This is a genomic window from Pseudoxanthomonas indica (genome assembly GCF_900167565.1).
GTDB classification, from domain to species: Bacteria; Pseudomonadota; Gammaproteobacteria; order Xanthomonadales; family Xanthomonadaceae; genus Pseudoxanthomonas_A; species Pseudoxanthomonas_A indica.
Window position 1 is genome coordinate 1,707,293 of sequence record NZ_FUZV01000001.1, and the last position, 24,213, is coordinate 1,731,505.

Annotated in this window: 23 protein-coding genes and 1 tRNA gene; 14 read left to right on the forward strand and 10 right to left on the reverse strand. The window is 64.4% G+C overall.

Annotated elements, in window-relative coordinates; translation table 11 throughout:
- Positions 1-140 precede the first annotated feature (140 nt).
- Together B5X78_RS18890 and B5X78_RS07945 are read left to right on the forward strand one after the other, a co-directional pair.
- Positions 141-614: a GNAT family N-acetyltransferase gene (locus B5X78_RS18890; RefSeq protein WP_079723881.1), complete on the forward strand. Its 474-nt coding sequence runs from the start codon at positions 141-143 to the stop codon at positions 612-614.
- A 48-nt stretch (positions 615-662) separates the two neighbouring features.
- Positions 663-1,088, forward strand: coding sequence for a hypothetical protein (locus B5X78_RS07945; protein WP_217698651.1), 426 nt, complete (start codon positions 663-665; stop codon positions 1,086-1,088).
- Between the two features lie 47 nt (positions 1,089-1,135).
- Here the strand turns inward: B5X78_RS07945 and B5X78_RS07950 are convergent, their stop codons facing one another.
- Positions 1,136-1,402 (reverse strand): hypothetical protein, encoded by a 267-nt coding sequence (locus B5X78_RS07950; protein ID WP_139381460.1) that lies wholly within the window; start codon positions 1,400-1,402, stop codon positions 1,136-1,138.
- 379 nt (positions 1,403-1,781) lie between these two features.
- On the opposite strand from B5X78_RS07950, the gene B5X78_RS07955 reads away from it, so the two are divergent.
- Together B5X78_RS07955 and B5X78_RS07960 are read left to right on the forward strand one after the other, a co-directional pair.
- Positions 1,782-2,510 (forward strand): hypothetical protein, encoded by a 729-nt coding sequence (locus B5X78_RS07955; RefSeq protein ID WP_079723884.1) that lies wholly within the window; start codon positions 1,782-1,784, stop codon positions 2,508-2,510.
- Positions 2,510-3,106, forward strand: a complete 597-nt coding sequence (locus B5X78_RS07960) for a hypothetical protein (RefSeq protein ID WP_079723885.1) — start codon at positions 2,510-2,512, stop codon at positions 3,104-3,106. The genes B5X78_RS07955 and B5X78_RS07960 overlap by 1 nt, the downstream gene beginning before the upstream one ends.
- A gap of 291 nt (positions 3,107-3,397) precedes the next feature.
- Here the strand turns inward: B5X78_RS07960 and B5X78_RS07965 are convergent, their stop codons facing one another.
- The 4 genes from B5X78_RS07965 to dtd form a co-directional block, all read right to left on the reverse strand.
- A complete protein-coding gene (locus tag B5X78_RS07965) occupies positions 3,398-3,865 on the reverse strand; it encodes a hypothetical protein (protein WP_217698652.1) in 468 nt (155 codons plus the stop codon).
- Between the two features lie 367 nt (positions 3,866-4,232).
- Positions 4,233-4,308 (reverse strand) — tRNA-Ile (locus B5X78_RS07970).
- A 156-nt stretch (positions 4,309-4,464) separates the two neighbouring features.
- Complete coding sequence (gene rpoD, locus B5X78_RS07975; RefSeq protein WP_079723887.1) at positions 4,465-6,321, reverse strand: RNA polymerase sigma factor RpoD; 1,857 nt, start codon at positions 6,319-6,321, stop codon at positions 4,465-4,467.
- A 109-nt stretch (positions 6,322-6,430) separates the two neighbouring features.
- The gene (gene dtd / locus B5X78_RS07980; RefSeq protein ID WP_079724471.1) at positions 6,431-6,871 is read right to left on the reverse strand and encodes a D-aminoacyl-tRNA deacylase; all 441 of its coding nucleotides are present in this window, start codon (positions 6,869-6,871) and stop codon (positions 6,431-6,433) included.
- 53 nt (positions 6,872-6,924) lie between these two features.
- Here dtd and B5X78_RS07985 point away from each other — a divergent pair, with 53 nt between their 5' ends.
- From B5X78_RS07985 to B5X78_RS08000, 4 genes are read left to right on the forward strand one after another with little or no spacing between them, the layout of a single operon-like run.
- The gene (locus B5X78_RS07985; protein ID WP_079723888.1) at positions 6,925-7,824 is read left to right on the forward strand and encodes a lauroyl acyltransferase; all 900 of its coding nucleotides are present in this window, start codon (positions 6,925-6,927) and stop codon (positions 7,822-7,824) included.
- 37 nt (positions 7,825-7,861) lie between these two features.
- Positions 7,862-9,304 carry a sel1 repeat family protein gene (locus tag B5X78_RS07990; protein WP_079723889.1) on the forward strand — a complete coding sequence of 481 codons (1,443 nt, stop codon included), beginning with the start codon at positions 7,862-7,864 and terminating at the stop codon, positions 9,302-9,304.
- Complete coding sequence (locus tag B5X78_RS07995; protein WP_079723890.1) at positions 9,304-9,822, forward strand: PH domain-containing protein; 519 nt, start codon at positions 9,304-9,306, stop codon at positions 9,820-9,822. The genes B5X78_RS07990 and B5X78_RS07995 overlap by 1 nt, the downstream gene beginning before the upstream one ends.
- The gene (locus B5X78_RS08000; RefSeq protein ID WP_079723891.1) at positions 9,819-11,348 is read left to right on the forward strand and encodes a PH domain-containing protein; all 1,530 of its coding nucleotides are present in this window, start codon (positions 9,819-9,821) and stop codon (positions 11,346-11,348) included. Before B5X78_RS07995 ends, B5X78_RS08000 begins: the two co-directional genes overlap by 4 nt.
- A gap of 2 nt (positions 11,349-11,350) precedes the next feature.
- On the opposite strand, the gene B5X78_RS08005 is transcribed toward B5X78_RS08000, so the two are convergent.
- Entirely contained in the window at positions 11,351-12,412 is a 1,062-nt protein-coding gene (locus B5X78_RS08005) for a CDP-glycerol glycerophosphotransferase family protein (protein ID WP_079724472.1), read from the reverse strand.
- On the opposite strand from B5X78_RS08005, the gene B5X78_RS08010 reads away from it, so the two are divergent.
- From B5X78_RS08010 to B5X78_RS08035, 6 genes are all read left to right on the forward strand, one after another.
- Positions 12,411-13,226, forward strand: coding sequence for a glycosyltransferase family 2 protein (locus tag B5X78_RS08010; RefSeq protein ID WP_079723892.1), 816 nt, complete (start codon positions 12,411-12,413; stop codon positions 13,224-13,226). The genes B5X78_RS08005 and B5X78_RS08010 overlap by 2 nt on opposite strands.
- Positions 13,227-13,229: 3 nt before the next feature.
- Positions 13,230-15,146 (forward strand): asparagine synthase (glutamine-hydrolyzing), encoded by a 1,917-nt coding sequence (asnB, locus tag B5X78_RS08015; protein WP_079723893.1) that lies wholly within the window; start codon positions 13,230-13,232, stop codon positions 15,144-15,146.
- Positions 15,147-15,273: 127 nt separating this feature from the next.
- Positions 15,274-16,224: a UDP-glucuronic acid decarboxylase family protein gene (locus B5X78_RS08020; RefSeq protein ID WP_079723894.1), complete on the forward strand. Its 951-nt coding sequence runs from the start codon at positions 15,274-15,276 to the stop codon at positions 16,222-16,224.
- Positions 16,221-17,141, forward strand: a complete 921-nt coding sequence (locus tag B5X78_RS08025) for a glycosyltransferase family 2 protein (protein ID WP_079723895.1) — start codon at positions 16,221-16,223, stop codon at positions 17,139-17,141. The genes B5X78_RS08020 and B5X78_RS08025 overlap by 4 nt, the downstream gene beginning before the upstream one ends.
- A complete protein-coding gene (locus B5X78_RS08030) occupies positions 17,141-18,013 on the forward strand; it encodes a glycosyltransferase family 2 protein (protein WP_079723896.1) in 873 nt (290 codons plus the stop codon). The genes B5X78_RS08025 and B5X78_RS08030 overlap by 1 nt, the downstream gene beginning before the upstream one ends.
- 276 nt (positions 18,014-18,289) lie before the next feature.
- The gene (locus tag B5X78_RS08035; RefSeq protein WP_079723897.1) at positions 18,290-18,838 is read left to right on the forward strand and encodes an RICIN domain-containing protein; all 549 of its coding nucleotides are present in this window, start codon (positions 18,290-18,292) and stop codon (positions 18,836-18,838) included.
- 119 nt (positions 18,839-18,957) lie between these two features.
- Here B5X78_RS08035 and B5X78_RS08040 read toward each other — a convergent pair whose 3' ends face one another.
- The 4 genes from B5X78_RS08040 to fmt all read right to left on the reverse strand — a co-directional run bounded on the left by B5X78_RS08040 (position 18,958) and on the right by fmt (position 24,207).
- Positions 18,958-20,649, reverse strand: coding sequence for an ArnT family glycosyltransferase (locus B5X78_RS08040; RefSeq protein WP_079723898.1), 1,692 nt, complete (start codon positions 20,647-20,649; stop codon positions 18,958-18,960).
- Positions 20,650-20,673: 24 nt separating this feature from the next.
- Positions 20,674-21,834 carry an O-antigen ligase family protein gene (locus B5X78_RS08045; protein WP_176140804.1) on the reverse strand — a complete coding sequence of 387 codons (1,161 nt, stop codon included), beginning with the start codon at positions 21,832-21,834 and terminating at the stop codon, positions 20,674-20,676.
- 154 nt (positions 21,835-21,988) lie between these two features.
- Positions 21,989-23,290 (reverse strand): 16S rRNA (cytosine(967)-C(5))-methyltransferase RsmB, encoded by a 1,302-nt coding sequence (gene rsmB, locus B5X78_RS08050; protein WP_079723900.1) that lies wholly within the window; start codon positions 23,288-23,290, stop codon positions 21,989-21,991.
- The gene (gene fmt / locus B5X78_RS08055) at positions 23,287-24,207 is read right to left on the reverse strand and encodes a methionyl-tRNA formyltransferase (protein ID WP_079723901.1); all 921 of its coding nucleotides are present in this window, start codon (positions 24,205-24,207) and stop codon (positions 23,287-23,289) included. Before fmt ends, rsmB begins: the two co-directional genes overlap by 4 nt.
- Positions 24,208-24,213: the final 6 nt, after the last annotated feature.

Sequence of the window (24,213 nt, forward strand, 5' to 3'; positions counted from 1 at the left end):
GGCTGTTGGGTGTCTCATGTGGTAGGCGGAACTGAGAAAGCTCATTCCGGCGGGCTCTGGAGTTTCACTGTGGCCACGCTTGATTCAAGCGAGCAGAATTTACCTATGCCTGCATTCGAGCTTGAAATCAAGAGGAGCCGATGATCCAGATTCGCGCGGCGGCAAATGCGGACGAGGGGCAAGTGGATGCCATCCAGCACGCTTGTCTACCTGCTGCACATCGATACCGTTACTCACAGAACATCGGCGTGCCGGGGACAGCAAATTTTGTCGCAACGGACGGCGCAGCAGTAGTTGGATATATTTCAATGCTGCACAGCCCACCCGACTTGGCAGGGCCCTATTTGTGGCAGAGACTCAAGCCGTATATGGCGTTTGTGGGAGTTCTGCCAGCTTCGCGAAAGCATGGAGTAGGCGCGCGCCTTGTCCGACAAGGAGTTCGTTCTGTCGTTCAAGAGGAGCACCAACTTACTTGGCTTGAATGCGAAGAACAGGTAGCCGGATTCTATGAGCGTCTAGGGTACCGTCGTGCGGCGCCCAGCGAAGTCTTAGCCGCGGTTGGTCTCGTTCCGCCGGGGCTCGTCTATAGCGTGAGCTTGGCAGATCTCCGCTAGTTTTCTTTCTGTCTGTCTGCAAGTTGGAACCACGCCCAAGAGAGGATCATGGACATACCCTCAATCACCGCCGCGCTTTCGGGAATTAAGACCGCCACTGACATTGCGAGACTCATCAAGGACAGCACGACAAGTCTCGAGAAGGCGGAAATAAACTTCAAGTTGGCGGACCTCATCGGTGCGCTCGCGGACACGAAAATGCAAATAGCTGACGTTAAGCAGCTTTTGCTAGAGCGTGATGAAACAATCTCATCTCTGCGACAGGCCGCAAACATCCGATTGAGCCTGGTCTACGAACAGCCTTACTATTGGCGTGTTGACGGGGAAGGCAAGGATGGTCCCTTCTGCCAAAAGTGTTACGACGCGGATTCAAAGCTCATTCGCCTGCAGGGAAGTGCGAGCTTGCGCGGCTGGTGGCAATGCCACTCGTGCAATTCCACTTTTCATGACAAGGACTTCAGGTCATACGAGTAGCTGGATGGTAGAGAAGTCGGCGTCAGTGAGGACGGCTTGGCAAGGAGTTAGTTTTCGTCGCCCCAGGTTAGTACCACCGCATCTGCGTAGTGCATTTTGCACTCCAGTTGGTATGCCGGGCGCTTCTGCATTTCTGGCTGCGTCAGTAGCTGGTCCATGAGCCTGAAGGTGTCGATGACTGATGCCTTGCAGACGGCGTTCTCTCTATGTGCTCTGAGCAGGCCGAGAACAAGAAACTCCAGCGCCTCTACCCTGGCCTCCAATGCCTTAGATGGTGAGAGTGCGGACTTTCTGGGAGGGTTGGCAGCGTTCATGGGCGATCTCCGCAAAGGCTGGGACCACCTTGCGCCTCGAATGTGGCGCCTACTATGCAGTATCGGAAAAATCTCGGCTTTCGACATTTTGGCCAACGATCGTCCTGCCATGGACAACGAAGGACTACTTGCAACCTTTGGTCAAAAACCCAGGCTGGGAACATCTCACTTTATGTGACTCCCGTTCAGCGCAGCAACGGCAGGAATCAGAGCGCTAAGGGCGAAACCGGCGTCGAAGTACGGATCGAAATTGGTGGAAGAAGGGCCTGCTAACCGCCGAGGACGAGTAACCTGTGCCACGCCAATGTGCCATGCATACCGGCAATAGCATTGCGCTCGGTCGATGGACACAACGTCACTTCACATTCGGGGTGTTTGAATGAAGTACACGATTGATGATATGGGGCTTCGGGAGCGCATACAAACGTGGGAGAGCAGCCTTCCCCGCGAAGTTTCTGCTGAGGCGCTGCTGGCGCGATGTCCGATGGCCCACAAGTGGAAGGTTACCTATCTGATTGTGTTGTCCAGAGAGGCAACTCTGTGGCGGATGAGCGACTTGGGACGTGCTTTGGTGCGCCTCGTTGATTCACATGACGCATTGGCCGCCAGAATAGTACTCCGAAGCGCATGCGAGACAGCTGCGCTCCTCGCTTACCTGAACAAGAAGATCGAGAGCCTGATTGAGGGGCAGCTAAGTTTCGATGACTTCAACACGCTGGTACGAAGAGTCGCACTTGGCGGAAAGAATGGGGGTGACTATTTTGAGCCAGTGAATGTGATGACAGCGATCCAGCACTTTTCCAAAGAGCACCCCCTCATTCAGGAGATTTACGACCGCCTCAGCGAGGATGCACATCCCAATGCTTCCGGTCTGCTGTACGCATACAGTGATACGAATCCCGAACTTCTGGAGACCACCTTCCACAGGAAGATTGCTTCTGCTGACGCAACGTCTTCGCACACAGCCACTTCCGCAGATCTCATCTTTCTGAGCTATGAGCAGCAGTACAATTCAATTTGGCCGGCACGCTTCGAGAGTTTGGAGCAATGGCTTCGAGAGAAAGACGCCTCGTTGGTTGCGAGCGCGCATCTTCGGAGCGATAGATAGTGACGCTGTTGGTCGTTCAGTCCAATGCATCACGTATCGATGTTGCCATCGACACGCAGGGTAAGGCTTCTGACGGAACTTGGCCCGAGTTCTCCAAGCTGGTGCACTTCGCTGCACCCAACATGCTGATTGCCGCCCGGGGAGACCGCCAGCTCCTTGCGTGGCTGCACGACTACTTCTTTTCGGCTTCTGTCACCGTTCGGTTTGACGATGCGCGGGATTCCATTCCCCATGCGTGCGCTCTCATCTGTGACCGATGCGAGTCGGCCGGGCACTACGCGGAACTGCAATTCTTGCTGGCCGGCCATTCGCAGCGAGAGAGAGAGATGATTGCCATCATGTTCAATCTAGAGACGCGGACCCGGACTTTGGATGACGATAGGCTCTGGGATGATCGAAGATTCTGGTACGCGCCTTGGGAGGCATCCATGGGTCGGTGCCCAGCCTGGGTCGACGATCCGTCTGTGATGGCGATTGCGCGGCGCCAAGCGGCGCATCTGAAGGGACTTGGCGAAGCAGGCGGAGGGCGTCTCTTAGTGGCCACCCTGAGCGCCACGAGCTACCAGGTTCGTGACTTGGGACCGATTGTGGCCTGAGCAAGGCATTCGAAAGCCTCTGGTTGTAGCCGTAGAAAGTGCGAGTCGCGTGGTCCAGCTTTCGGGACCGGGGGAAGTTGCGGGTTGCTAGGAGGCATTCGCGAGATCCATCCGCTTAAGATGGTTCGCGTAGTTGGGGTTGCTCGCCAGGTTCTGGAGGAGAGCGGACAGGTGGCCCCTGGTCTCGCCAGTCAAGTCCTGAGCCAAGCTGTCGTAGATGTAGGAGAGGTCGTAGAAGATGAGGAGCTGGGTGTTAATGCCATACCCAACGAGCTTGGCCCTTCACATCGGTCAGCCGTAGCTTTCCAGGTAGTTCTTCATTACCTGGACGGATGCTTCGCTAAACAAGCGAGCAGCTTCGTGCACCTCATCGGCGAGCGTCATCATTTCCGCCAACGAGAGTCGGACGCTGCGGTCGCGGGCCGACATTAGGTGATTGGTAATTAGGACCTTTTCGCCGTCCTGATAGATGTCAAACCAGACGGTGTTGTGCGCAACGAGATTTCTCTTGCTCGTCAGTTTGGCGACTACGTTCAATCTCAGCAGTGCTTCGCGATACTCCTCAGCAGAATACCGAGGCAATACTTCTTTAAGGATCTCAATTCGTTGCCCCAATGCGAGCTTGGATGCATTTCTTGGAATCCTGCAGTCGGGCAGGCAGCCAAGAAGGGCGATTGTTGTGTGCTCAATGCTTCCAAACGCGAGCATGAAGCGCCCAACCGGCGCGTCCCAAGGAAAGTCTGATCTAGCATTTCCCATCGCCGTTCCTCCGGTGCCGTCTTGTTGGTTAGGAGCCCATCTACGAAAAAGCCCCGTAGTAACGCAAAGCGTTGTCGAGCTTGAAGTTTTTTGGGCGGGGAGAGAATCGAACTCCCGGCAGAGCGATTTTCAATCCCCCTTTTTAGTACCTCGGACCCTGTAAGGCACAATAGAAGCCGTTGAGTTGCCGGCCGATCTGCAGCTGCGTACGGAATACGGTCAGTGTGTGTCTCCCGCGATATAGCGTCATAAGGGACGGTATTTCGTTGCAACACCATGCCACCTTATGCGAGAAATCTCGCATAAGCAGTCCAATTGCGACAACTTATGAAGGAATGCACACGGAGGGCAGTTGACACTGCGAATTTGGTGGGCCCACCAGGACTCGAACCTGGAACCAAAGGATTATGAGTCCTCTGCTCTAACCATTGAGCTATAGGCCCGCTGCCGGTCCATTCTACTGGCAGAGCCACGGCTACAGCGCGCGATGTTCCTGCCGCAACCAAATGGCGTGAACCCCGCCGCGCCGCACAAACAAAAAGCCCGCCTCGCGGCGGGCTTTTCGCTTTTTCCAGTCAGCGCCTTGCAGCGCCCGACCCTCAGTCGATATCCAGGAAGCTCCGCAGCTGCTCCGAACGGCTCGGGTGGCGCAGCTTGCGCAGAGCCTTGGCCTCTATCTGGCGGATGCGCTCGCGGGTGACGTCGAACTGCTTGCCCACTTCCTCGAGGGTGTGGTCGGTGTTCATGTCGATGCCGAAGCGCATGCGCAATACCTTGGCTTCCCTCGGGGTCAGGCCGGCGAGCACGTCGCGGACCGTTTCCTGCAGGTTGATGTTGGTGGTGTTGTCGATCGGGGACTCCACGTTGGTGTCCTCGATGAAGTCACCCAGGTGCGAATCTTCATCGTCGCCAATCGGAGTCTCCATCGAGATGGGCTCCTTGGCGATCTTCATGACCTTGCGGATCTTGTCCTCGGGCATGTCCATTTCCTTGGCCAGTTCTTCCGGCGTGGCCTCGCGGCCGTACTGCTGGAGCATCTGGCGGGAAATGCGGTTGAGCTTGTTGATGGTCTCGATCATGTGCACCGGGATACGGATGGTGCGCGCCTGATCCGCGATGGAGCGGGTGATCGCCTGGCGAATCCACCAGGTGGCGTAGGTCGAGAACTTGTAGCCGCGACGGTATTCGAACTTGTCCACGGCCTTCATCAGGCCGATGTTGCCTTCCTGGATCAGATCCAGGAACTGCAGGCCGCGGTTGGTGTACTTCTTGGCAATGGAGATCACCAGGCGCAGGTTGGCCTCGACCATTTCCTTCTTGGCCTTGCGCGCCTTGGCTTCGCCATAGGCCATGGTGCGGCTGATTTCCTTGATCTCGGTGAGCGGCAGGTGCATCGCGGTTTCAATGGCGATGGTGGCTTCCTGCTCGGCGACAATCTGATCCTTCACTTCGCGCAGGCCCGAAGACCACTTCTGCTTGCGCTTGAGCACTTCGTCGACCCAACCCAGGTTGGTCTGGTTGCCTTCCCAGGCGCGCAGGAAATCCTTGCGCGGCATCTTGGCGATGTTGGCCGACAGATGCATGACGCGACGCTCGTGATCCTTGATCTCGCCGACCACTTCGCGCAGCTTGCGGACCAGGTTGTCGGTCAGCGCCAGCGGCAGCTTGAGGGTGACGAAGACTTCGGCCATTTCGGCGCGGATCTTGGCCACGGCCTTGTTGTCCACGCCGCCCTTGGCGTAGGCCTTCTTGAACTTGGAATAGCCATCGCCCAGCGCGGTCATGCGGCGGGCCACTTCTTCCGGATCCGGACCGGTGGGGCCGGCTTCTTCGGCCTCGTCACCCGCGGCTTCGTCGTCTTCTTCCTCGGCTTCGGCGTCGCCGTCGGCCGCTTCAACCGGGGTCACCGGTTCCGGCACGGGTTCTTCGACATCGTTGAAGCCGACCACGACTTCGGCCAGGCGCTTCTTGCCGCCCTTGTGCAGTTCGTACTCTTCCAGCAGCAGTTCGATCGACCACGGGAAGTTGCCCAGCGAGGCCTGCACCTGGCCCAGGCCTTCTTCGATGCGCTTGGCGATGGCGATTTCGCCTTCGCGGGTCAGCAGCTCGACCGTACCCATCTCGCGCATGTACATGCGCACGGGATCGGTGGTGCGGCCACCTTCGGTGTCGAGCGAGGTCAGCGCGGCGGCGGCTTCTTCGGCCGCGGTTTCGTCGACTTCGCGACCACCGGTGTTGCCGTCGCTCAGCAGCAGGGTTTCGGCGTCAGGAGCTACTTCATGGACGTCGATGCCCATGCCGTTGATCATGCCGATGATGTCTTCGATCTGCTCCGGGTCGACCAGGTCGTCCGGCAGGTGATCGTTGACTTCGGCGTAGGTCAGGTAGCCCTGCTCAAGACCCTTGCTGATCAGCAACTTGATTTCAGATTGTTGGGCAGGACGTTCGTTGGCCATGGAGGTTGCGCCACCGGGAAGAAGAGAGGAGGAACCTAGTATTATACCAGCCCGGCTACTCCCCTGCCCCGGCAAATCAGGGGGAAGCACGGTATTGCTACCCCAAACGTCAGGGTCGCAGCAGGAAGGTCACGGGCCCGTCATTGACGAGGCTGACCACCATATGGGCACCAAAGCGGCCCGTTTCCACCCCTGGCGGGTGCTTTTGCCGGCAAATTTCGACCAGGCGGGTAAATCCGCGTTCAGCCTCGGCCGGCGGCGCCGCCGTGGTGAAGCTGGGGCGCATGCCCGAGCGGGTGTCCGCGGCCAGGGTGAACTGGCTGACCAGCAGCAGCCCGCCCCCGGTATCGGCCAGCGAGCGGTTCATCCGCCCGGCCTCATCGGCGAAGACCCGGTAGCCCAGCAGGCGCTCGGCCATGCGCTGCAGCTGCGCCTCGGTATCGCCTGGCTCCACCGCCACCAAGGCCAGCAGACCCGGGCCGATGGACCCGACGACTTCATCTGCCACGGCGACGGAGGCCTGGGTGACCCGCTGGATGAGGGAGAGCATGTCGGCATGCTCCCGGTTCGAGCCGGCCAAGGTCAACCGCTAGACTGCGCGCCATGAAGCCACAGACCCAAGCCCATGCCCTGCACTGGACCGTCGCCAAGCTGATGCGCCTGCCCTGGCCTTGGCTGATGGCGCTGGCCGACGGCCTGGCCTGGCTGTGGCGCCGCACCGACGCGCGCGAAAGCCGGGTGGCCTGGCGGAATCTGGAACTGGCCTACCCCGACCTGTTGCCCAGCGAACGCCAGACCCTGCATCAGGCCATCCTGCGCAGCACCACCCGCCAGGTGATGGAAACCCTGCGCTTCTGGACCCGGCCGCACGCCGAGAACCTGCCCCTGCTGCGGCGCAGCCATGGGGTGGAGTTGTTCGATCAGGCCGTGGCCGCCGGTCGGCCCGTGCTGGTGGCCGCGCCGCACTTCGGCAACTGGGAACTGCTCAACCAGTGGCTGGCCTCACGCGGTCCGTTTGCGTTTGTCTATCGGGTGCCGGAATCGCCGGTCGGCGATGCCTTTCTGCTGCGCGCCCGCGGCGCCGACACCATCACCCAGGTGCGTGCCGAAGGCGCGGCCGTACGTCAGTTGTGGAAGCGGCTGAAGGAAGGCGGCGTAGTCGCGATTCTCCCGGACCAGCAGCCCAAGGCGGGTGACGGCGAGTTCGCGCCGTTCTTCGGCGTGCAGGCCCTGACCATGACCCTGCTCTCTCGCCTGGCCGAACGCACCGGCGCGGTGGTGTTGTTTGCCTGGTGCGAACGCATTGGCCCGGGCCCGGATTTCGCCTTGCATTTTGAACCAGCACCGGCGGCCATTGCCGATGCCGATCCGCGCGTTGCGGTGGCCGCACTCAATGCGGGCGTGGAGAAGATTGCGCGCCGCGATCCTGCGCAGTACCAGTGGACTTACAAACGCTATACGCTGCGGCCAGCGGGAAGCGGCGAGGAGAATCCTTACCGCTGACTTCCCCAGGACGATGGACGCAAACAAGGGGACACACATGCGTGCAGGCTGGTTGCTGTGGGGTTGGCTGACGGTGTCGCCGGCGTGGGCTGATGATCTGGCCGAGATGAATGCCGTCAGCAAGGCATGGGATCGTTATGCGGAACTGAGCCAGGACGACCAGCCGGAAAGCGTCGACCTGATGGCGGCTTCCAGCCTGGTCCATTTCGGTTTCCTGCGCGACGCCGCGCTGTACGCCTCGACGGATCAGCTGCGCCGCATTCCGACCACTGATCGCATCACCGTCTATTTGCTACGCGCTTCGGTGGACGAAGCCGGCCTCAAGGCGCTGGACGATCGCGAAGTTGCGCGCCTGTGCATGCAGCGCGGCTGGGTAGGCCTGGATCGGGATGAAAGCGAGCCGGAGCCGACCCTGAGCCATGTCACCGTCATCGGTGATCTTGCTGTCGGCGAGGTCGCGCCGCCTACCGAAACCCAGTTCCAGTTCGGCCCCGACTTCGTGCGCGAAGGTCAAGCCTGGAAGTTCCGCTACGAATCGCTGATCCCGGACAGTTCCGCCGCGATTGACGACTCGATGAAGCAATCCGGCGTCAACACCACGCAGATGTTCGAGAGCGTGGTGGCCAACCTGCTCAAGAGCGAAACCGCGCCCAGCCTGGCCGCGCTGGATCGGCCCTTGCTGGACGACACCGCCGAACGTGGACGCTTGAACGAGCAATGGCCCGCCTACGATCAGGTCTACCAACGCCGCTTGGACGCGGTGGCGCAGAAGGCGAAACAGGGCGACAGCTTTGCCGAGTTCGTGTACGGCACCCTCAAGCTGCTCGGCAACGTGCCGCAGTGGGTGGCCAAGGACGAAACCGGCGGCCTGCAACTGCTGGAAAAATCCAGTGACGCCGGCAACACCCAGGCCGCCACGGTGGTTGTGAGCTATCTGGCTTCCGACCCGACGCTCCTGGACGATGCGCGCCTGCGCCAGATCAGTCCGCACCTGCAGCGCGCGGCCAATGCCAGCAATGCCAACGCGATGTCGATACTGGGCACGTTCTATTTCGAAGGGGTCGGCGGTCTGCAACGCGATTGCCGCCGTGCCGCCGAGTGGCAGGCACGCGCCGAAGAGGCGGGCGCGGAAAGCGCGCGCAATGATCAGGTGTGGACCTGGGCGGTCTGCCCGCTGCCGGAGCAGCGCGATCCTGCCCGCGCGCTGGCGCTGGCCCAGCACCTGATCAAGCAGAAGGACACGCTGCAGTCTGCGCAACTGGATACGGTCGCGGCGGCGCTGGCGGCCAATGGCCGGTTCGAGGAAGCCGCGGAGTTCCAGCAACTGGCCATCGACAGGATCCGGGCCGAAGCCGATCCGCGCAACAACCGCGAGTACCGGATCAAGCGCATGCAGTCGCGCCTGGCCGGTTACCGGAAACACCGCGCCTACGTGCAAGACTACAGCCTGTTTGCTGACATGCGCGCGGGACGCTTCTGATGAACATCGAACCACCCGACCTGCCCACGCCCGTGCCCGCAGCCGCCGATGAGGGTTGGCAGGCCCTGCCTGCTCGCGGCGGTTCGGTGGCGGCGCTCGGTGGCGCAATCGGCGCGGCCTTGCCGTTTGCTGGCATCGGTTTCGTGCTGGCGCATGTCAGCGGCTGGGTCTCACCGTGGTTGGCCGCACCGCTGCTGTTGGTGGTCGGTGAGCTGATCGGCGCGTGGTTCGCATGGCGACGCCATCGCCGTCTGCGCTGGCGCCTGGATGACACCGGCTTTGCGGTGCGCCGGGGCAATTGGTGGCAGAGTGAAACCCACGTGCCGATCTCACGCGTGCAGCACCTGGATCTCAAACGCGGCCCGATCGAACGCAGTCTGGGCCTGTCGACCCTGGTGGTGCATACGGCCGGCTCGCGCCAGGCAACGGTCAGCGTGTCCGCGCTGGATGCACAGGATGGCGAGCGCCTGCGGGATCGCCTGGCCCGTCAGCTCGATCACGACGACGCGCTGGGATGAGCGACATCGACAGCACCGCCCGCGAACATCGGCTGCATCCGTGGTCGTGGCTGTTCGTGCTGATCCAGCAGCTCAAGCAGTTCATCTTCCCGTTGATCGTGCTGGTGTTCTTCGGCGCGCGCAGCGGCCGCGATGAGTGGTGGCAGTCGATGGGCCCGCTGATCGCCATGGTGGTGCTGGTGCTCATCGCGATTGCCCGCTACTTCACCTACCGCTACCGGATTGGCCAGGACGGTTTAACGATTCGCAGCGGCTGGCTGGAACGCAGCGTGCGCGAGATTCCGTTCGCGCGCATCCACAATGTCGGCATCAAACAGACCCTGTTGCACCGGCTGTTCGGCGTAGCCGAAGTGCGGCTGGAATCAGCCGGCGGGCAGAAGCCGGAAGCCGAGATGCGCGTGCTCAGCCTGGCCGCGGCGGCGGATCTGGAAGACGTGATCCGTCATCGCGGCCGTCGCGATGCCACCCAGCAGACCGATGACGACGCCAACGTTCCGCCGCCGCTTGCCAGGCCCGCAGACACCACCCTGCTGGCCTTGCCGCTGGGTGAAGTGCTGCGCCTGGGGCTGATCTCCAATCGCGGCATGATCATCGTCGCGGCGGCATTTGGCGCCATCTGGCAGGTGTTTCCCGAGCGCCAGCTGACCAACACCATGATCGCCGGCGGACGACAGGCCTTTGGCTATGCCACCCATGCGCATTGGAGCTGGCTGCAGACGGGCCTGGCCGGGCTCGCTCTGGTTGTGCTGTTCCTGCTGGCCACGCGCTTGCTGTCGATTGGCCAGACACTGTTGCAGTACTACGGATTTCGCCTGAGCCAGTCGGGCGAACGCATCACGGTGGAACGAGGCTTGCTGGCGCGCTTGCGCACCAGTGTCGTGCGTCGGCGCATCCAGTCATGGACGCTGCACGAAGGCGTCGTCCATCGCTTGCTGCGGCGACGCAGCCTGCGCGTGGATACGGCGGTGGCCAGTCGAGGGGATGGCGGTGAGGAGCGCAGCCTGAAAGTGCTGGCCCCGGTAGCGAGGCCGGAGGCCGTGGACGCGTTGGTGCACCAGCTGTTGCCCGACGTCTGGCCACCGCAACACTGGCAGGGCTGGTCCGGCCAGGTGTGGTGGCGCCTGTGGTGGCCGCGCGTGCTGTGGACTCTGGCTTTGGCACTGCTGGCCCGGCACTGGCTGGGCGCGTGGGGCTGGCTGGTCCTGCTGTGGCTACCGTTCTCGGCCTATGCGTTGCGCCAGCAGGTGCGGCATGCCGGCCACGCCGTCGGCGCGCAGATCATCAGTGTGCGTGGCGGCTGGTGGTCGCGCTGGTGGCGGTTTGCCGAGATCGACAAGCTGCAGGCCCTGCGCCTGACCCGATCACCCATCGATCGCTGGTGTGGTACCGCCACCTTGTGGCTGGACACGGCGGGCGACAGCGGCTTCAAGCCGCCGCTGCGGCTGCGCTTCCTGCCGCAGGATCAGGCGCACGCCCTGTATGCGGAACTGGGTCGCGCCCTCGCCCATCGGCGCCTGCACTGGTAGGCCTAGGCACGCCCTGCCGGACCCCAGTAGCCGAGATCCTTGCGAATCTGCAGCGCGCGAATCCAGCCACCGAAGGGCTTGCGAGCCAGCGGGCCCAGGTCGCCGGCAATCAGACGATCGGTGGCGCGGATGACCCGCTCCGAGGAACGCCCATCGCGATAGGGATGGATGGCATCGGCGTAATGGTCCAGCGCCGCCAGCAGCGTGGGTTCGGGATCAAAGGCCCGCGCCAGCATGGCGGGCAACTGCTCCGCTTGCTGGAAGTCGATCATGTGCGGCTTGGGCGCGCGGTTGCGAAACGTCACCACCGGCTTGCGTTGCACCACGAACTCGCTGACCACCGACGTGGTGTCGGCGACCAGCACATCGGCGGCGCGCTCGGCGCTGACCAGGTCTTCGGTCTCGACGAAGCCGGCATTCGGCCCGGCGAGCGTGCGATAGCGCGCCACCAGTTCCGGCGCGCACTTGGGATGCAGGGTCAGCAGCCAATAGCGATCACCGCGCGCAATCTCTTCGGCGATGGCCGCATGCAGATGCGGCGCCGCACTCAGCCGTTCGGTGAAGGTGGAGGCGAACATCACCACCGGTCGGCGACCGGCGGCGGCGCGCAGTGCATCGGCGCGCGCATCGGTCGCGGCGAACAACGGATCGAGCTTGGGCCAGCCGGTCTCCACCACCTTGAAATGGTGGGCATGGGCGGCCAGCGACTGGAACGGCGCCGTGGTGGCCGGCCCCTGCGTGCAATACAGGTCAAACATGCCGCGCACGCGGAAGTGGCCGCGATTGTCCTCGCGCTTTTCGACGTTGAAGCCATGGAACAATTGCACCTTGGCTCCGGATACGAAGCCGGGCACCCAGTTGGCGGCGCTGAAAACGGCGCGCGGACGCAGCGCCACCGCTTCGCTGGCGGTATGGATCATCCGCGCGTTGGGCAGGTGCGCCGAGCTGGCGCCATCGACAAACCAGGCGTGCACGCCATGACCACCGGCTTGCAGCGCATCGGCCAGCGGTTGCAAGATGGGCAGCGCATAGCGTTCAGTTGCAAACAACAGGTACTCCGCCATTAACGCCTCCTCGCCCACCCGGGTGCCGGTTTCGGCCTGCATTATCACGTTTAACGAAGCCGACCGTATCGGCGACTGCCTGGCGTCGCTGGCATTCTGCGATGAACTGGTGGTGGTGGATTCGCACTCCACCGACGCCACCGTGGCCATTGCCGAAGCAGCGGGCGCACGCGTGCTGCAGCGGCCGTTCGACGGCTTTCGCAGCCAGAAGCAGTTTGCCGTCGAACAGGCCCGCCATGACTGGGTGCTGTGCCTGGATGCCGACGAACGCGTGGATGCCACCTTGCGGGCGTCCATCGAGCAGGCGCGCGATGGCGGTTTCGCCCAGGCGGCGGGTTATCGCTTCGCCCGCCTGTCGGACTACTTTGGCCGCTTTCTGCGCCATGGCAATGCCTATCCGGACCGGGTGCTGCGATTGTTCGACCGCCGTCGTGGCGGCTGGCGCGGCAAGCGCGAGGTGCACGAGGCGGCCAGCGTGGATGGCGCCGTGGTCACCTTGGCCGGCGATCTGATCCATTACCCCTATCGCTCACTGGAACAACAGCTGCTCAAGACCCAGCGCTATGCGCGGATGATGGCCGAACACGATTTCGCACGCGGCAAGCGCGCCACCCTCGGCAAGTTGATCCTGGCGCCGGCCTGGCGTTTCTGGCGTGGCTATCTGTTACGCGGGGGCTTCCGCGATGGCTGGCATGGCCTGGTGTATGCCTATGTGCGCGCCAACTACGTGCGCCAGAAGACCATCATGCTGTGGTTGTTGCAGAACGGCCAGCCGGTGGCGACGCCGCCGCCCGCCCAACCGCGGCAGGGCTGACCGATGTGTGGAATTGCCGGCGCCTGGTCGCCCAGTGCGCGTGACCGCGCAGATTCATTGCACGCCCTGGGCAAGCGCATGGGCCAGGCGATCGCCCATCGCGGTCCGGACGATGCCGGTACCTGGGTGGACGAAAACGCCGGCCTGATGCTGTCGCATCGGCGCCTGTCGATTGTCGATCTCAGTCCGGAAGGCCATCAGCCGATGGTGTCGGCCGACGGCCGCTGGGTGATCGCCTTCAATGGCGAGATATACAACCATGGCGAACTGCGGCGCGAGTTGCTCGCGCTGGGCCATGTCTTCCGCGGCCACTCCGATACGGAGGTGCTGCTGGCGGCCGTGGCGCAATGGGGCGTGCGCGCGGCGCTGGAACGCGGCAACGGCATGCTGGCGGTGGCCCTGTGGGATCGCCGCCAGCGCGAGCTCTGGCTGGCGCGGGACCGGGTCGGCAAGAAGCCGCTGTATTACGGCTGGAGCGGCGATGGCACGCTGCTGTTCGGCAGCGAACTGTCCGCCCTACGCGTGCATCCGGGATTGGACGCCCAGGTCAACCCCGATGCGCTGGCCTTGCTGCTGCGCCTGGATTACATCCCTGCGCCGTATTCGATTTTGCGCGGCGTGCACAAGCTGCAGGCCGGCACCTTGCTGCGCCTGGATGCCGCGCAATGGCAGGCCGGTGCGAGCGCGCATGACCCGGCTACGCAGCAGGAACGTTGGTGGGATGCACGCCAGGCACAGGAGGCGGCGATAGCGCGTGGCTTCGACGGTGACGAAACGCAGGCGCTGGACGCGCTCGATGCGCTGTTGCGCGACGCGGTGGGCCTGCGCATGGAAGCCGACGTCCCGCTGGGCGCGTTCCTGTCCGGCGGCACCGATTCCTCGCTGGTGACGGCCGTGATGCAGGCGCAATCGGCGCGGCCGGTGCGCAGCTTCTCGATTGGCTTTGACAACGTGGTGCATGACGAGAGCGCCCATGCCGCTGCCGTGGCCCGGCACCTGCGCACCGACCATACCGAGCTGCGCGCCGATGGCCAGGCCGCCTTGGCGCTGGTGCCGCGGATGGCGCACATCTTCGACGAACCCTTTGCCGATTCCTCGCAGCTGCCCACCGCCCTGCTTTGCCAGCTGGCGCGCCAGCACGTGACCGTGGCCCTGTCCGGCGATGGCGGCGACGAGCTGTTCTACGGCTACGGCCGCTATGCGCGGGCGCTGCGCAACGAGGCGCTCGCCCGGCGCCTGCCGCGGCGGCTGTTGGCGACCCTGGCCGGTGAGCCCGGCGAGCGCGCGCGGCTGGGGGGACTGGCCGCCCTGCGTGGCGAACTGGGCGCGGTGGATCTGCAGGCGGTGGCGCGCAACCGGATCAGCCGCTGGCGGCGACCCGAGACAGTCATCCACGGCGCCCGCCGCGCACTGACCGCCTACGACGACCCGGCGGCACTGCCACGCAATGGCACGCCGGCCGACGCCCTGATGGCGCTGGACTTTGCCTGCTACCTGCCCGAGGACATCCTGACCAAGGTCGACCGCGCCAGCATGGCGGTGGCCTTGGAGGCGCGTGCGCCGCTGCTGGACTGGCGGGTGGTGGAGTTCGCCTGGTCGTTGCCGCTGTCGATGAAACGCCGCGGCGACACCCTCAAGCATCTGCCCAAACAGTTGCTCGGCCGTTACCTGCCCGAATCCCTGGTCGTGCGGCCCAAGTCCGGCTTTGGCGCGCCGGTGGGAGACTGGTTGCGCGGCCCGTTGCGGGAGTGGGCCGAAGCGCAGCTGGATGAGCGCCGTCTGCGCGAGGAAGGCCATTTCGATGTGGCCACCATCCGCGGGCTGTGGGGGGAATTTCTCGGCGAACAGCGCAAGTGGCACACCCATTTGTGGGGCGTGCTGATGTTCCAGGCATGGCGGGAAGCGCAATTACGCCAGTGAACGGGTAACCCGCTGAACGGACTGGTTCAGCGACGGGGTTTCGCGGTCATCGGGACATCATTGACAATAGTCACATCCCGCTCTGGCCCCCGCCTGCGGCCCCCTCCCCGGCCGAGACCCTTGATCGATGAAGCGAATCCTTGTTACCGGCGGCGCCGGCTTCCTGGGCTCACATCTGTGTGACCGTCTGATCAAGGATGGCCAGGATGTGCTGTGCGCCGACAATTTTTTTACCGGCAGCAAGCGCAACGTGGCGCACCTGCTCAATCATCCCTACTTCGAGTTGATGCGTCACGACGTGACCTTTCCGCTGTACGTGGAAGTGGACCGCATCTTCAACCTGGCCTGCCCGGCGTCGCCGGTGCACTACCAGCACGACCCGGTGCAGACCACCAAGACCAGCGTGCATGGCGCCATCAACATGCTGGGGCTGGCCAAGCGTCTGGATGCGCGCATTCTGCAGGCCTCCACCAGCGAGGTCTACGGCGATCCGGAAGTGCATCCGCAGCAGGAAGGCTACTGGGGCCGGGTCAACCCGATCGGCCTGCGCAGCTGTTATGACGAAGGCAAGCGCTGCGCCGAGACCCTGTTCTTCGATTACTTCCGCCAGCACGAGCTGGACATCAAGGTGGTGCGCATCTTCAACACGTATGGCCCGCGCATGCATCCCAATGACGGCCGCGTGGTCAGCAACTTCATCGTGCAGGCGCTCAAGGGCCAGGACATCACCATCTATGGCGATGGCAGCCAGACCCGCAGCTTCTGCTACGTCGATGACCTGATCGAAGTGATCGTGCGCATGATGGAGACCGAGCGCGGCTTTACCGGCCCGATCAACATCGGCAATCCCGGCGAGTTCACCATGCTGGAACTGGCCGAGATGGTGTTGAAGCTGGTCGGCGGCAAGTCCCGACTTGTGTTCCAGCCGCTGCCCTCGGACGATCCCAGGCAGCGTCAGCCGGATATCTCGTTGGCCAGGTCCAAGCTGGGCTGGGAGCCCAAGGTCGGCCTGGAAGACGGATTGAAGGAAACCATCGCCTATTTCCGCAAGCTGTTGAGCGAAGACCCCAGCGCATGACCGGATTTGCCGTCGTCATCACCAACTACAACTATCGGCCTTACGTGGTCGAGGCGGTCGACAGTGCGCTGGCGCAGACGCATGCGCCGACACAGGTGATCGTGGTGGACGATGGGTCCACCGACGGTTCGCGCGATCTGCTCAGCGAGCGCTACGGCCAGGATGCGCGGGTCACCCTGCTGTTCGGCCAGAACGGCGGACAGCTGGTCGGCTTCCAGCGCGGCGTGGCCCAGGCCCAGGCCGATGTGGTGGCGTTCCTGGATGCCGATGATCGCTGGGAACCGCGCTATCTCGAGCAACTGGCCGCGCTCTACGACGCACGCAAGGACGTGGATTTCGTCTTCAGCGACCTGCAGGTGTTCGGCGATCACAGCGAACAGATGCGGTTCGAGGACGCGACCGGGCCCGTGGATCTGGGCTTTACCGCCATCAGCACCTACCTGCTGCAACCCTGGTACGGCGCGCCGACCTCGGCCTTGTCAATGCGGCTGCGCTGGGCGCAGGACACCCTGGATCTGCCGGAGTCATTCGGAAAAGCCTGGCGCCTGTGCGCCGACGCCTGCCTGGTGCATGGCGCCAGCATCCTGGGCGCGCGCAAGTACTACCTGCCCACCGGCTGCGTCGGCTACCGCTCGCATGGCAAGAACGGCTGGTACGCCACCCGCCGCGATCCGGTGTCGCTTTACCGCAACCGCATGCGCAACCACGGCATCATCCGCCACTACGCGCAGCGCGTGGGCATGGATGCCAGCTGCGTGGATCACAGCAAGTACGAATACCGCACCAAGCCCTCGCCGTCGCGGCAGGAGCGTAAGCGCTACGCCACCTTGGCGCTGCGTGGCGAATCGCCGTGGTGGAAGCGCTATGAGCGCGCGCTGGGCATCTGGGCCGGCCACCGCCAGGGCAGGAAACCGTAATGAGCGGTGGCGCCGCCCTGCATCCGGCGTCGGTCAGCGTGGTCGTCACGACCTACAACTGGCCCGAGGCGCTGGAAAAGGTGCTGCAAGGACTGGCGCGGCAAACCCGCCTGCCGGACGAGGTCATCGTGGCCGACGATGGCTCCGGCGAATCCACCCGACAGCTGTTGCAGCGCGTTGCCCGCGATTTTCCGGTGCCGTTGCGACACAGCTGGATACCGGATGAGGGATTCCGCGCGGCGCTGTCGCGCAATCGCGGCATTGCCGCGGCAAGCGGCGACTATCTGATCATGATGGATGGCGACATGGTGCCGCATCCTCGCTTCATCAGTGATCATCTGGCCGCCGCGCGACCGGGCATGTTTGTGCAGGGAATGCGCGTGCTGACCAACGAAGAGGGACGCGATCGCCTGTTGGCGGCGACGCGCCCGCAGTGGAGCTTCTTCGATGCCGGCATCAAGCGGCGCCGGCACACCTTGCGCGTGCCTTTGCTGGCGCGCGTGTGGGGTCGGCTGAGTCGTGGCTCGTCGGTGGAAGCCATCAAGACCTGCAACCAGGGCTGGTGGCGGCGCGATTTGCTCGCGCTCAACGGCTTTGACGAGCGATTCCAGGGCTGGGGCCGCGAGGACAAGGATCTGGCGGTACGCGCCGTGCATGCCGGGCTGCAACGCAAATCGCTGCGCTTTGCCGGCCTGGCCGTGCATCTGTATCACCACGAACGCCATGACGGCGAATCCAGTCCCAACGATCATCTGCTGGCGCAGACGCTGCGCAATCCCACCGTACGCAACAGCGTGGGCCTGGACCGGCATGTCGAGGAGTTCCATCGCAGGCCGCTGGTGGATTTGCGCAGTTCGCCTGCCGCGTCGTGATGGCTTCGCCGCGCCGTCCACGCGATGGCTGGATTCGAATACGAATCCTGGCCGACGGCGGCAGGCTATCTCCACGACATGGCGGTATGCGTTTTCGTCGCGTGATGGCACGAAGCGCGCGGCATCGCGGTGACACCGAGCGTTTCCGGGTTGCATGCTCATGCGCTGGATGCACGATCATCCGCAGCCAATGCGCGAACCACCCCTGCAAAATGAGTTGTAACTTCTGACGCGCCGTTCGTAGGGTCATTGCTCCCATACAACGGAGGTAACCCCATGAAATTCGACTTCCCCAAGGGCTGGGCCGCATTGCTGGGCGCGGGTCTGCTGGCATCGGCCAGTGCCGGCGCGCAATCGGAATGGATTGACTACGGCATCATCAACAAGGCCGACTCGCACAAATGCATCAGCCTGCAGGCCGATGCCCAACACGCCGAGGGCGCAGCGGTCAGTCTGCAGGCATGCGCGACGGATGTCGTGGACGGCAGCCAGGCCTGGGGCTGGATTCCGGCGGAGCGAAAGCTTCGCAAGGGCGCGAAGGCCTACGCATTTCAGAACGTGCTCAGTAAAACCTGCATGGGTGTGCAGAACGCTTCGACCAGAAACAAGGCGTTGCTGGTGAGCGTACGCTGCGATTTCAACGACCCGGCACAACTGTGGGTCGTTGGTGCGCAGCTGCGCGCCGGCAGTTCCCTCGCAGGATCCACCAAATGGGTGAATCTGAAGAGTCGCAAGTGCATCGACCTGGATGACGACGGCAGGCTGATGCAGTTGACCTGCCAATGGTCGGCTCCGTACTGGCCGCAAGAGTACATCGCGCCCTGACGGCCGCCACTCGGCGCAGGCGACTGCGATCTGCCGCGCGCTTGCGCTGGGTGAAAACGTGTACGGGATGTTCTTGTCCGGTGGCGATTGTCCTGGTGCTGTTGGAAAGGACGCCGGCTTCAGCGCGCGCCGGGCGTGCCGAAGTCGCAGGTTGCCAGTGCATGTGCGCGCAGCAGCCACCAGCTGCGCCGGTTGGCGGCGCCCAGGGGTTCAGCGTGCGTCCGATCCACGCAGGCGGGCAAGGTGGCGTCTTGCGCCATCAGCACCCGCTGGCCCGGCTCGGCACGCACCCAGGTCAGTCCGCGTTCCCACTGGGTTTCCACCGGCGCCTTGAAGCCGAACTCGGTCACCGCGCCCACGGCCTGCAGCAGCTGCTGCTCTTTCCAGTCCACCAGCCCGATCGTCGCGGTTGCACCGGCATGGCGGCGCGCATCCTGCATGACATCGCGCGCGGAATTCTCGCCGTCCATCAGCGGCGCGAGCGCCAGGCCGTAGCCCAGCCATAGCACCAGCACCGTGGCCAATGTAAGCGCAATCGCACGTGCCGCGCGCAGCCGCGCCGCTGCCGCCACGATCAACCCACCCATTATCGCAAGGGTCCACCAGAGCGCTTCGGCATGAGCATCGCCCGCCAGGCCACGCTCTGCTTCCAGCTTGAGCTCGAACGCGGGATCGCTGGTGACGGCAAGCACACCCGCCCCCAGCAACAGACCACCCAGCGCGCCGGCAAACACCAGCAACGCCACCCGCACGCCGCGACGCTGTGCCAGCACCGGCAGGAACGGCGCCGCCGCCCAGGCCAGCGCCGGCAGCGCGGGCAGGATGTACATGTCGCGCTTGCCCGGGCTGGCACTGAAGAACAGCAGCACCAGCAGCGTCCATGCCAGCGGCCACCACACGCGCGCGTCGCGCTCGCGCCAGGCTTGCCGCCACGGCCGGATCAACCAGGGAATGAAGATCGCGAACGGCAGCCAGAAGTAAGCGATCACTTCCAGGAAGTACCAGAACGGCGCGTGGTGATGCCAGGCGTTGACGTAGCGGGTGGCGGTCTGGCGAAACAGCAGTTCGTTCAAGTAGGCGCGATGTTCCCGGTCGCCATCCACCAGCGCCGTCACCAGCATCGGCACAAACCACAGCGCGATGGCCAGCAGGAAACTCGCCGCGCCCAGCCACCAGCGGCCCGCGCCCACCGGCGCCGGTGAGCTCAGACCCCGCCAGCCGCGCCAACGCATCAGCCAATACGGGATCAAGGCAAGCAAAGGCAGAAACCCCACGCCCTTGCTGATCACGCCCAGCCCGGCGGCGAAGCAGCCCAGCCAATACCAGCGCCAGTTCGCGCCCTGCAGCAGATGCCGGCCCAGGCCGTACATGCCCAGGGTGATGAAGAACACCACCGTGGGATCGATTTGCGCGCGCTTGGCCTGGTAGACGAACTGCAGTGCGCACAGCACCGCGCCGGCCGCCCACAGGCCCACGCGCGGATTCCAGGCGCGACGGGCAAAGTCATAGGTCAACGCCAGCGTGCCGAGCGCAGTCAGTAGCGAGGGGATCAGGAAGGCGATGTTCCAATTGCGCACCAGCGCATAGGTGGACGCCAGCATCCAGAAGTACAGCGGCGGCTTGTCCGCATACAGTTCCTGGCCACGATGGGGAAACAACCATTCGCCGGATTCCCACATCTGCCTGGCCACCAGCACAAAGCGCGGCTCATCAGCCGGCCAGGGTGCGCGCAAGCCCAGTCCCGCGCCGATCACCACCAACGCGAACAGCATGAACCAGATGAACTGGCGCTTGTCCTCTCGGCTCCACATGGATCGCGCTCCGAATTGGCTGGGTCAGGCAGCAGGTTCGGCGTCGTGCAGGGCAATCCCCAGCAGCACGCCGGTGAACAAGGCATAGGCGGTGGCCGTGGCGGCATGCGCGAACATCGACTGCGTCAATCCGCACCACAGATACACCGCGATCACCGCTACCCCGCCCCACGCCGCCAGGTTGGGCGAACGCGGATCGGCGCGACGGATTATCCCGACAAACAGGGCCAACGGCACGCCGTAGATGGCCAGCAGCGCCAATGCCCCCGGCAGCCCAAGCGTGGCTGCCCATTCGGCCAGATCATTATGGGCGTGCTCGAGTGCGCACATGCCCATGGCCGGTCGCGCCTGGCAGCCGGACCACTGCTGCACGACCTGTCCGAACTCCTCGATGCCCACGCCCTGCCAGGGATGCGCCACGAAACTCTGCCAGGCCAATTGCAGGAATTGCAGGCGCGCGCCGATCGGCGAATCCGCATCTCCGGCCGCAAACCGCGCCAGATCCGAACTGACCTTGTCCAGCCGCAAGGGCGCCTGCAAGGCCGGCGACATCGCAATCAATCCCACCACCAGCGCCGCCGCCACGCCGCCCAACACGATGCGTCGACGACGATGCAGCGGGTCACCGCGGAACACCAGCGCCGTGGTGGCGAGCAGCGCCCAGGCCAACAAGCTGCCACGACTTCCGGAGAAGGCGATGGCCGCGCCCGCGAGCAGGGTGAAGATCACGGCGACCACCTTGGCGCTGCGCAAACTGGCAACGCGTCCGGTCGTCAACGCGATCGCCAGCAGCACCAGGATCAGGTTGGCGAACACCAGCGGATTGCGGTTGCCGCCTGCACGCAGCGAGCCCGCCTCCATCTGCCAGGAGGCGATGCAGAAGGCAATGGAGATGCCCACCAGCGCGCCCGCCCACAGGCCACGGCGCGACTCGCCGGTGCGCCAGGCCAACCAGGCGCACCAGGGCATCAGCAAGAGTCGGAACAGGTTGTCGAGGACGCGCAGGGGCTTGTCATGGCTGAAGGCGGACAACGACGCCCATGCAATGACGAGCACGGCCAACCCCAGTACGGCGCGCAAGGGTACGGGCGTGGGCGTGCCGGCGCCGCGATCCGCGCGCCACTGCAACACGCTGGCGATCAGCAGGCCCACGGCGAAGGCGTACAGGCCGTTTTCGAAGATCAACAGAAAACCCGCACAGAAGCAGGCAGCCTGAAAGCTGATTCGCGCTAGACGGGCATCGCGGGACCGCGTTTCCACGCGCATGCACGCACTCCTTGTGACGACTTATCCATGCTGTATTGCGACACCTTAGACAGTGGTGAACAAGCCCGGTAGCTCACCCGGACCGGCGCAGGCGGGCGTAGAAGAAACCATCCATGCCGTCTTCCCCGGGCAAACGCTGGCGCCCCGCGCCGGCCACTTGGCCAAAGCGCTCATCGAGTGCCACGGCCTGGGCATCGTCCGTGCGGGTGAGAAAGTCGTCGATTTGCTGCTGGTTTTCCCGCTGCAGGATCGAACACGTGGCATACAACAATTCCCCACCCGGCTTGAGCAGCGGCCAGAGCGCATCGAGCAGGCGCGCCTGCGTGGCGATCAATGCGTCGATGTCGCTTTCCCGTCGATGCATCAGGATGTCCGGTTGCCTCCGCACGACACCGGTGGCCGAACAGGGGGCATCCAGCAGAATCGCGTCGAACGCCTGGCCATCCCACCAGGTCGATGGGGCACCGGCATCGGCCACCTGGGTACGGGCATGGGCGCCGACCCGGGTCAGGGTTTCCTGCACGCGTCGCAATCGCCGCGCGTCCATGTCCAGCGCCAGCAGCTGCAAGGTGGGATCGCGTTCCAGCAAATGCGCGGCCTTGCCGCCGGGGGCCGCACAGGCATCCAGTACGCGCGCACCGATGGCCGGCTGCAAGGCATCAGCCACCTGCTGTGCCGAACCGTCCTGCACCGACACCACACCCAGATCGAAGCCCGGCAGCGCACTGACAGCCACGGGCGTATCAATGCGCACGCCATTGGCCAGCAGCGGCGACAGGCTGGCCTGCACGTCCGGCAACTCCTCACCCAGCACCTGCAGATATACCGCAGGCGTGGAATGCTCGGGATTGACCCGCAACCACAGCGGCGCGGCGCGCAGGCTTTGTTCGAAGATCGTGCCGGCCCGCTCGCCCCAGTCGCGCTCGACTTGCGTGCGCAACCACGCGGGCCAGGCCAGGCTGGGGTCGGCAGCGGCGATACCCTCGCGCTGCGCGCGCCGAAGCAGTGCATTGACCATGCCCGCCTGATGCGGACGGCGCAGCAGGCGCGCGGCTTCCACCGTGGCCGACAAGGCGGCGTGCGGTGGCAGCGCCAACTCGTCCAGTTGCGCCAGTCCCACCCACAACAGGGCACGCAGTTCGCCATCGCGCGCGCCGAGTGGGCGCGGCATCCACTGGGCCAGCGCCTGGTCGTAGCGGGTCCGCTGGCGCAGCGCGGTAAAACAGATCGCTTCGGTCAGCGCGCGGTCGCGCACATCGACCAACTGCGGCAATGCATGGGCCAGTTCGCCTTTGAGCGAACGGCCGCGGTGGACGACCGCATCCAGTACGCGCGCGGCCAGGGCCCGCACGGGCGCGCCGGCCACTTGGCTCACGGGCTCACCAGGTCGCGGCGCGCGTTGAGGTAATCGGCGGCGGTGATGGCCTTGCCGCCTTCGCGCTGGATCACCCGCAGGCGTAGCGCGCCTTCGCCGCAGGCCACGTCGATGCCCTGGCGATTGGCAGCCAGAATGGTGCCGGGCGCGGCGCCATGCGCCACCGGCACCGCAATGGCGCCGTGGATGCGCAGGCGTTCGCCTGCCAGCTGGGCTTCGGCCACCGGCCAGGGTTCGAAAGCACGGACCTTGCGCGCCAGTAGCTCGGCCGGCTGCGACCAGTCCAGGCGGGCCTCGTGCTTTTCCAGCTTGCTGGCGTACACGGCGCCCTCTTCGGGCTGCCGTTGCGCGACCGGGCGGATGCCGGCGCGCAGCAAGCCCAGACCATCGGCCAGCACGCGCGCGCCCAGTTCGGCCAGGCGGTCATGCAGTTGTCCGCCGGTTTCGTTCTCGCCAATCGCCAGGCTTTGCGACAGCAGCACCGGGCCGGTGTCCAGACCGGCCTCCATCTGCATCAGGCAGACGCCGGTGTGGCTGTCGCCGGCTTCGATGGCGCGCTGGATCGGCGCGGCGCCACGCCAGCGCGGCAGCAGCGAGGCGTGCACGTTCCAGCAGCCGAAGCGCGGAATGTCGAGTACGGCCTGCGGCAGGATCAGCCCGTACGCCACCACAATCATCAGATCCGGCTGCAGCGCGCGCAGCGCCTGCTGCGTGCTGGCCTTGCGCAGGGACAGCGGTTGCAGCACCGGGATGCCGCGTTGCACCGCATCCAGCTTGACCGGCGAGGCGGTCAGTCCGCGCCCGCGGCCAGCGGGCCGATCCGGCTGGGTATAGACCGCGACCACTTCATTGCGGGCATGCGCCGCACCCAGGCTGGGGACGGCAAAAGCCGGCGTACCGGCAAACACGATTCTCATGCGGGG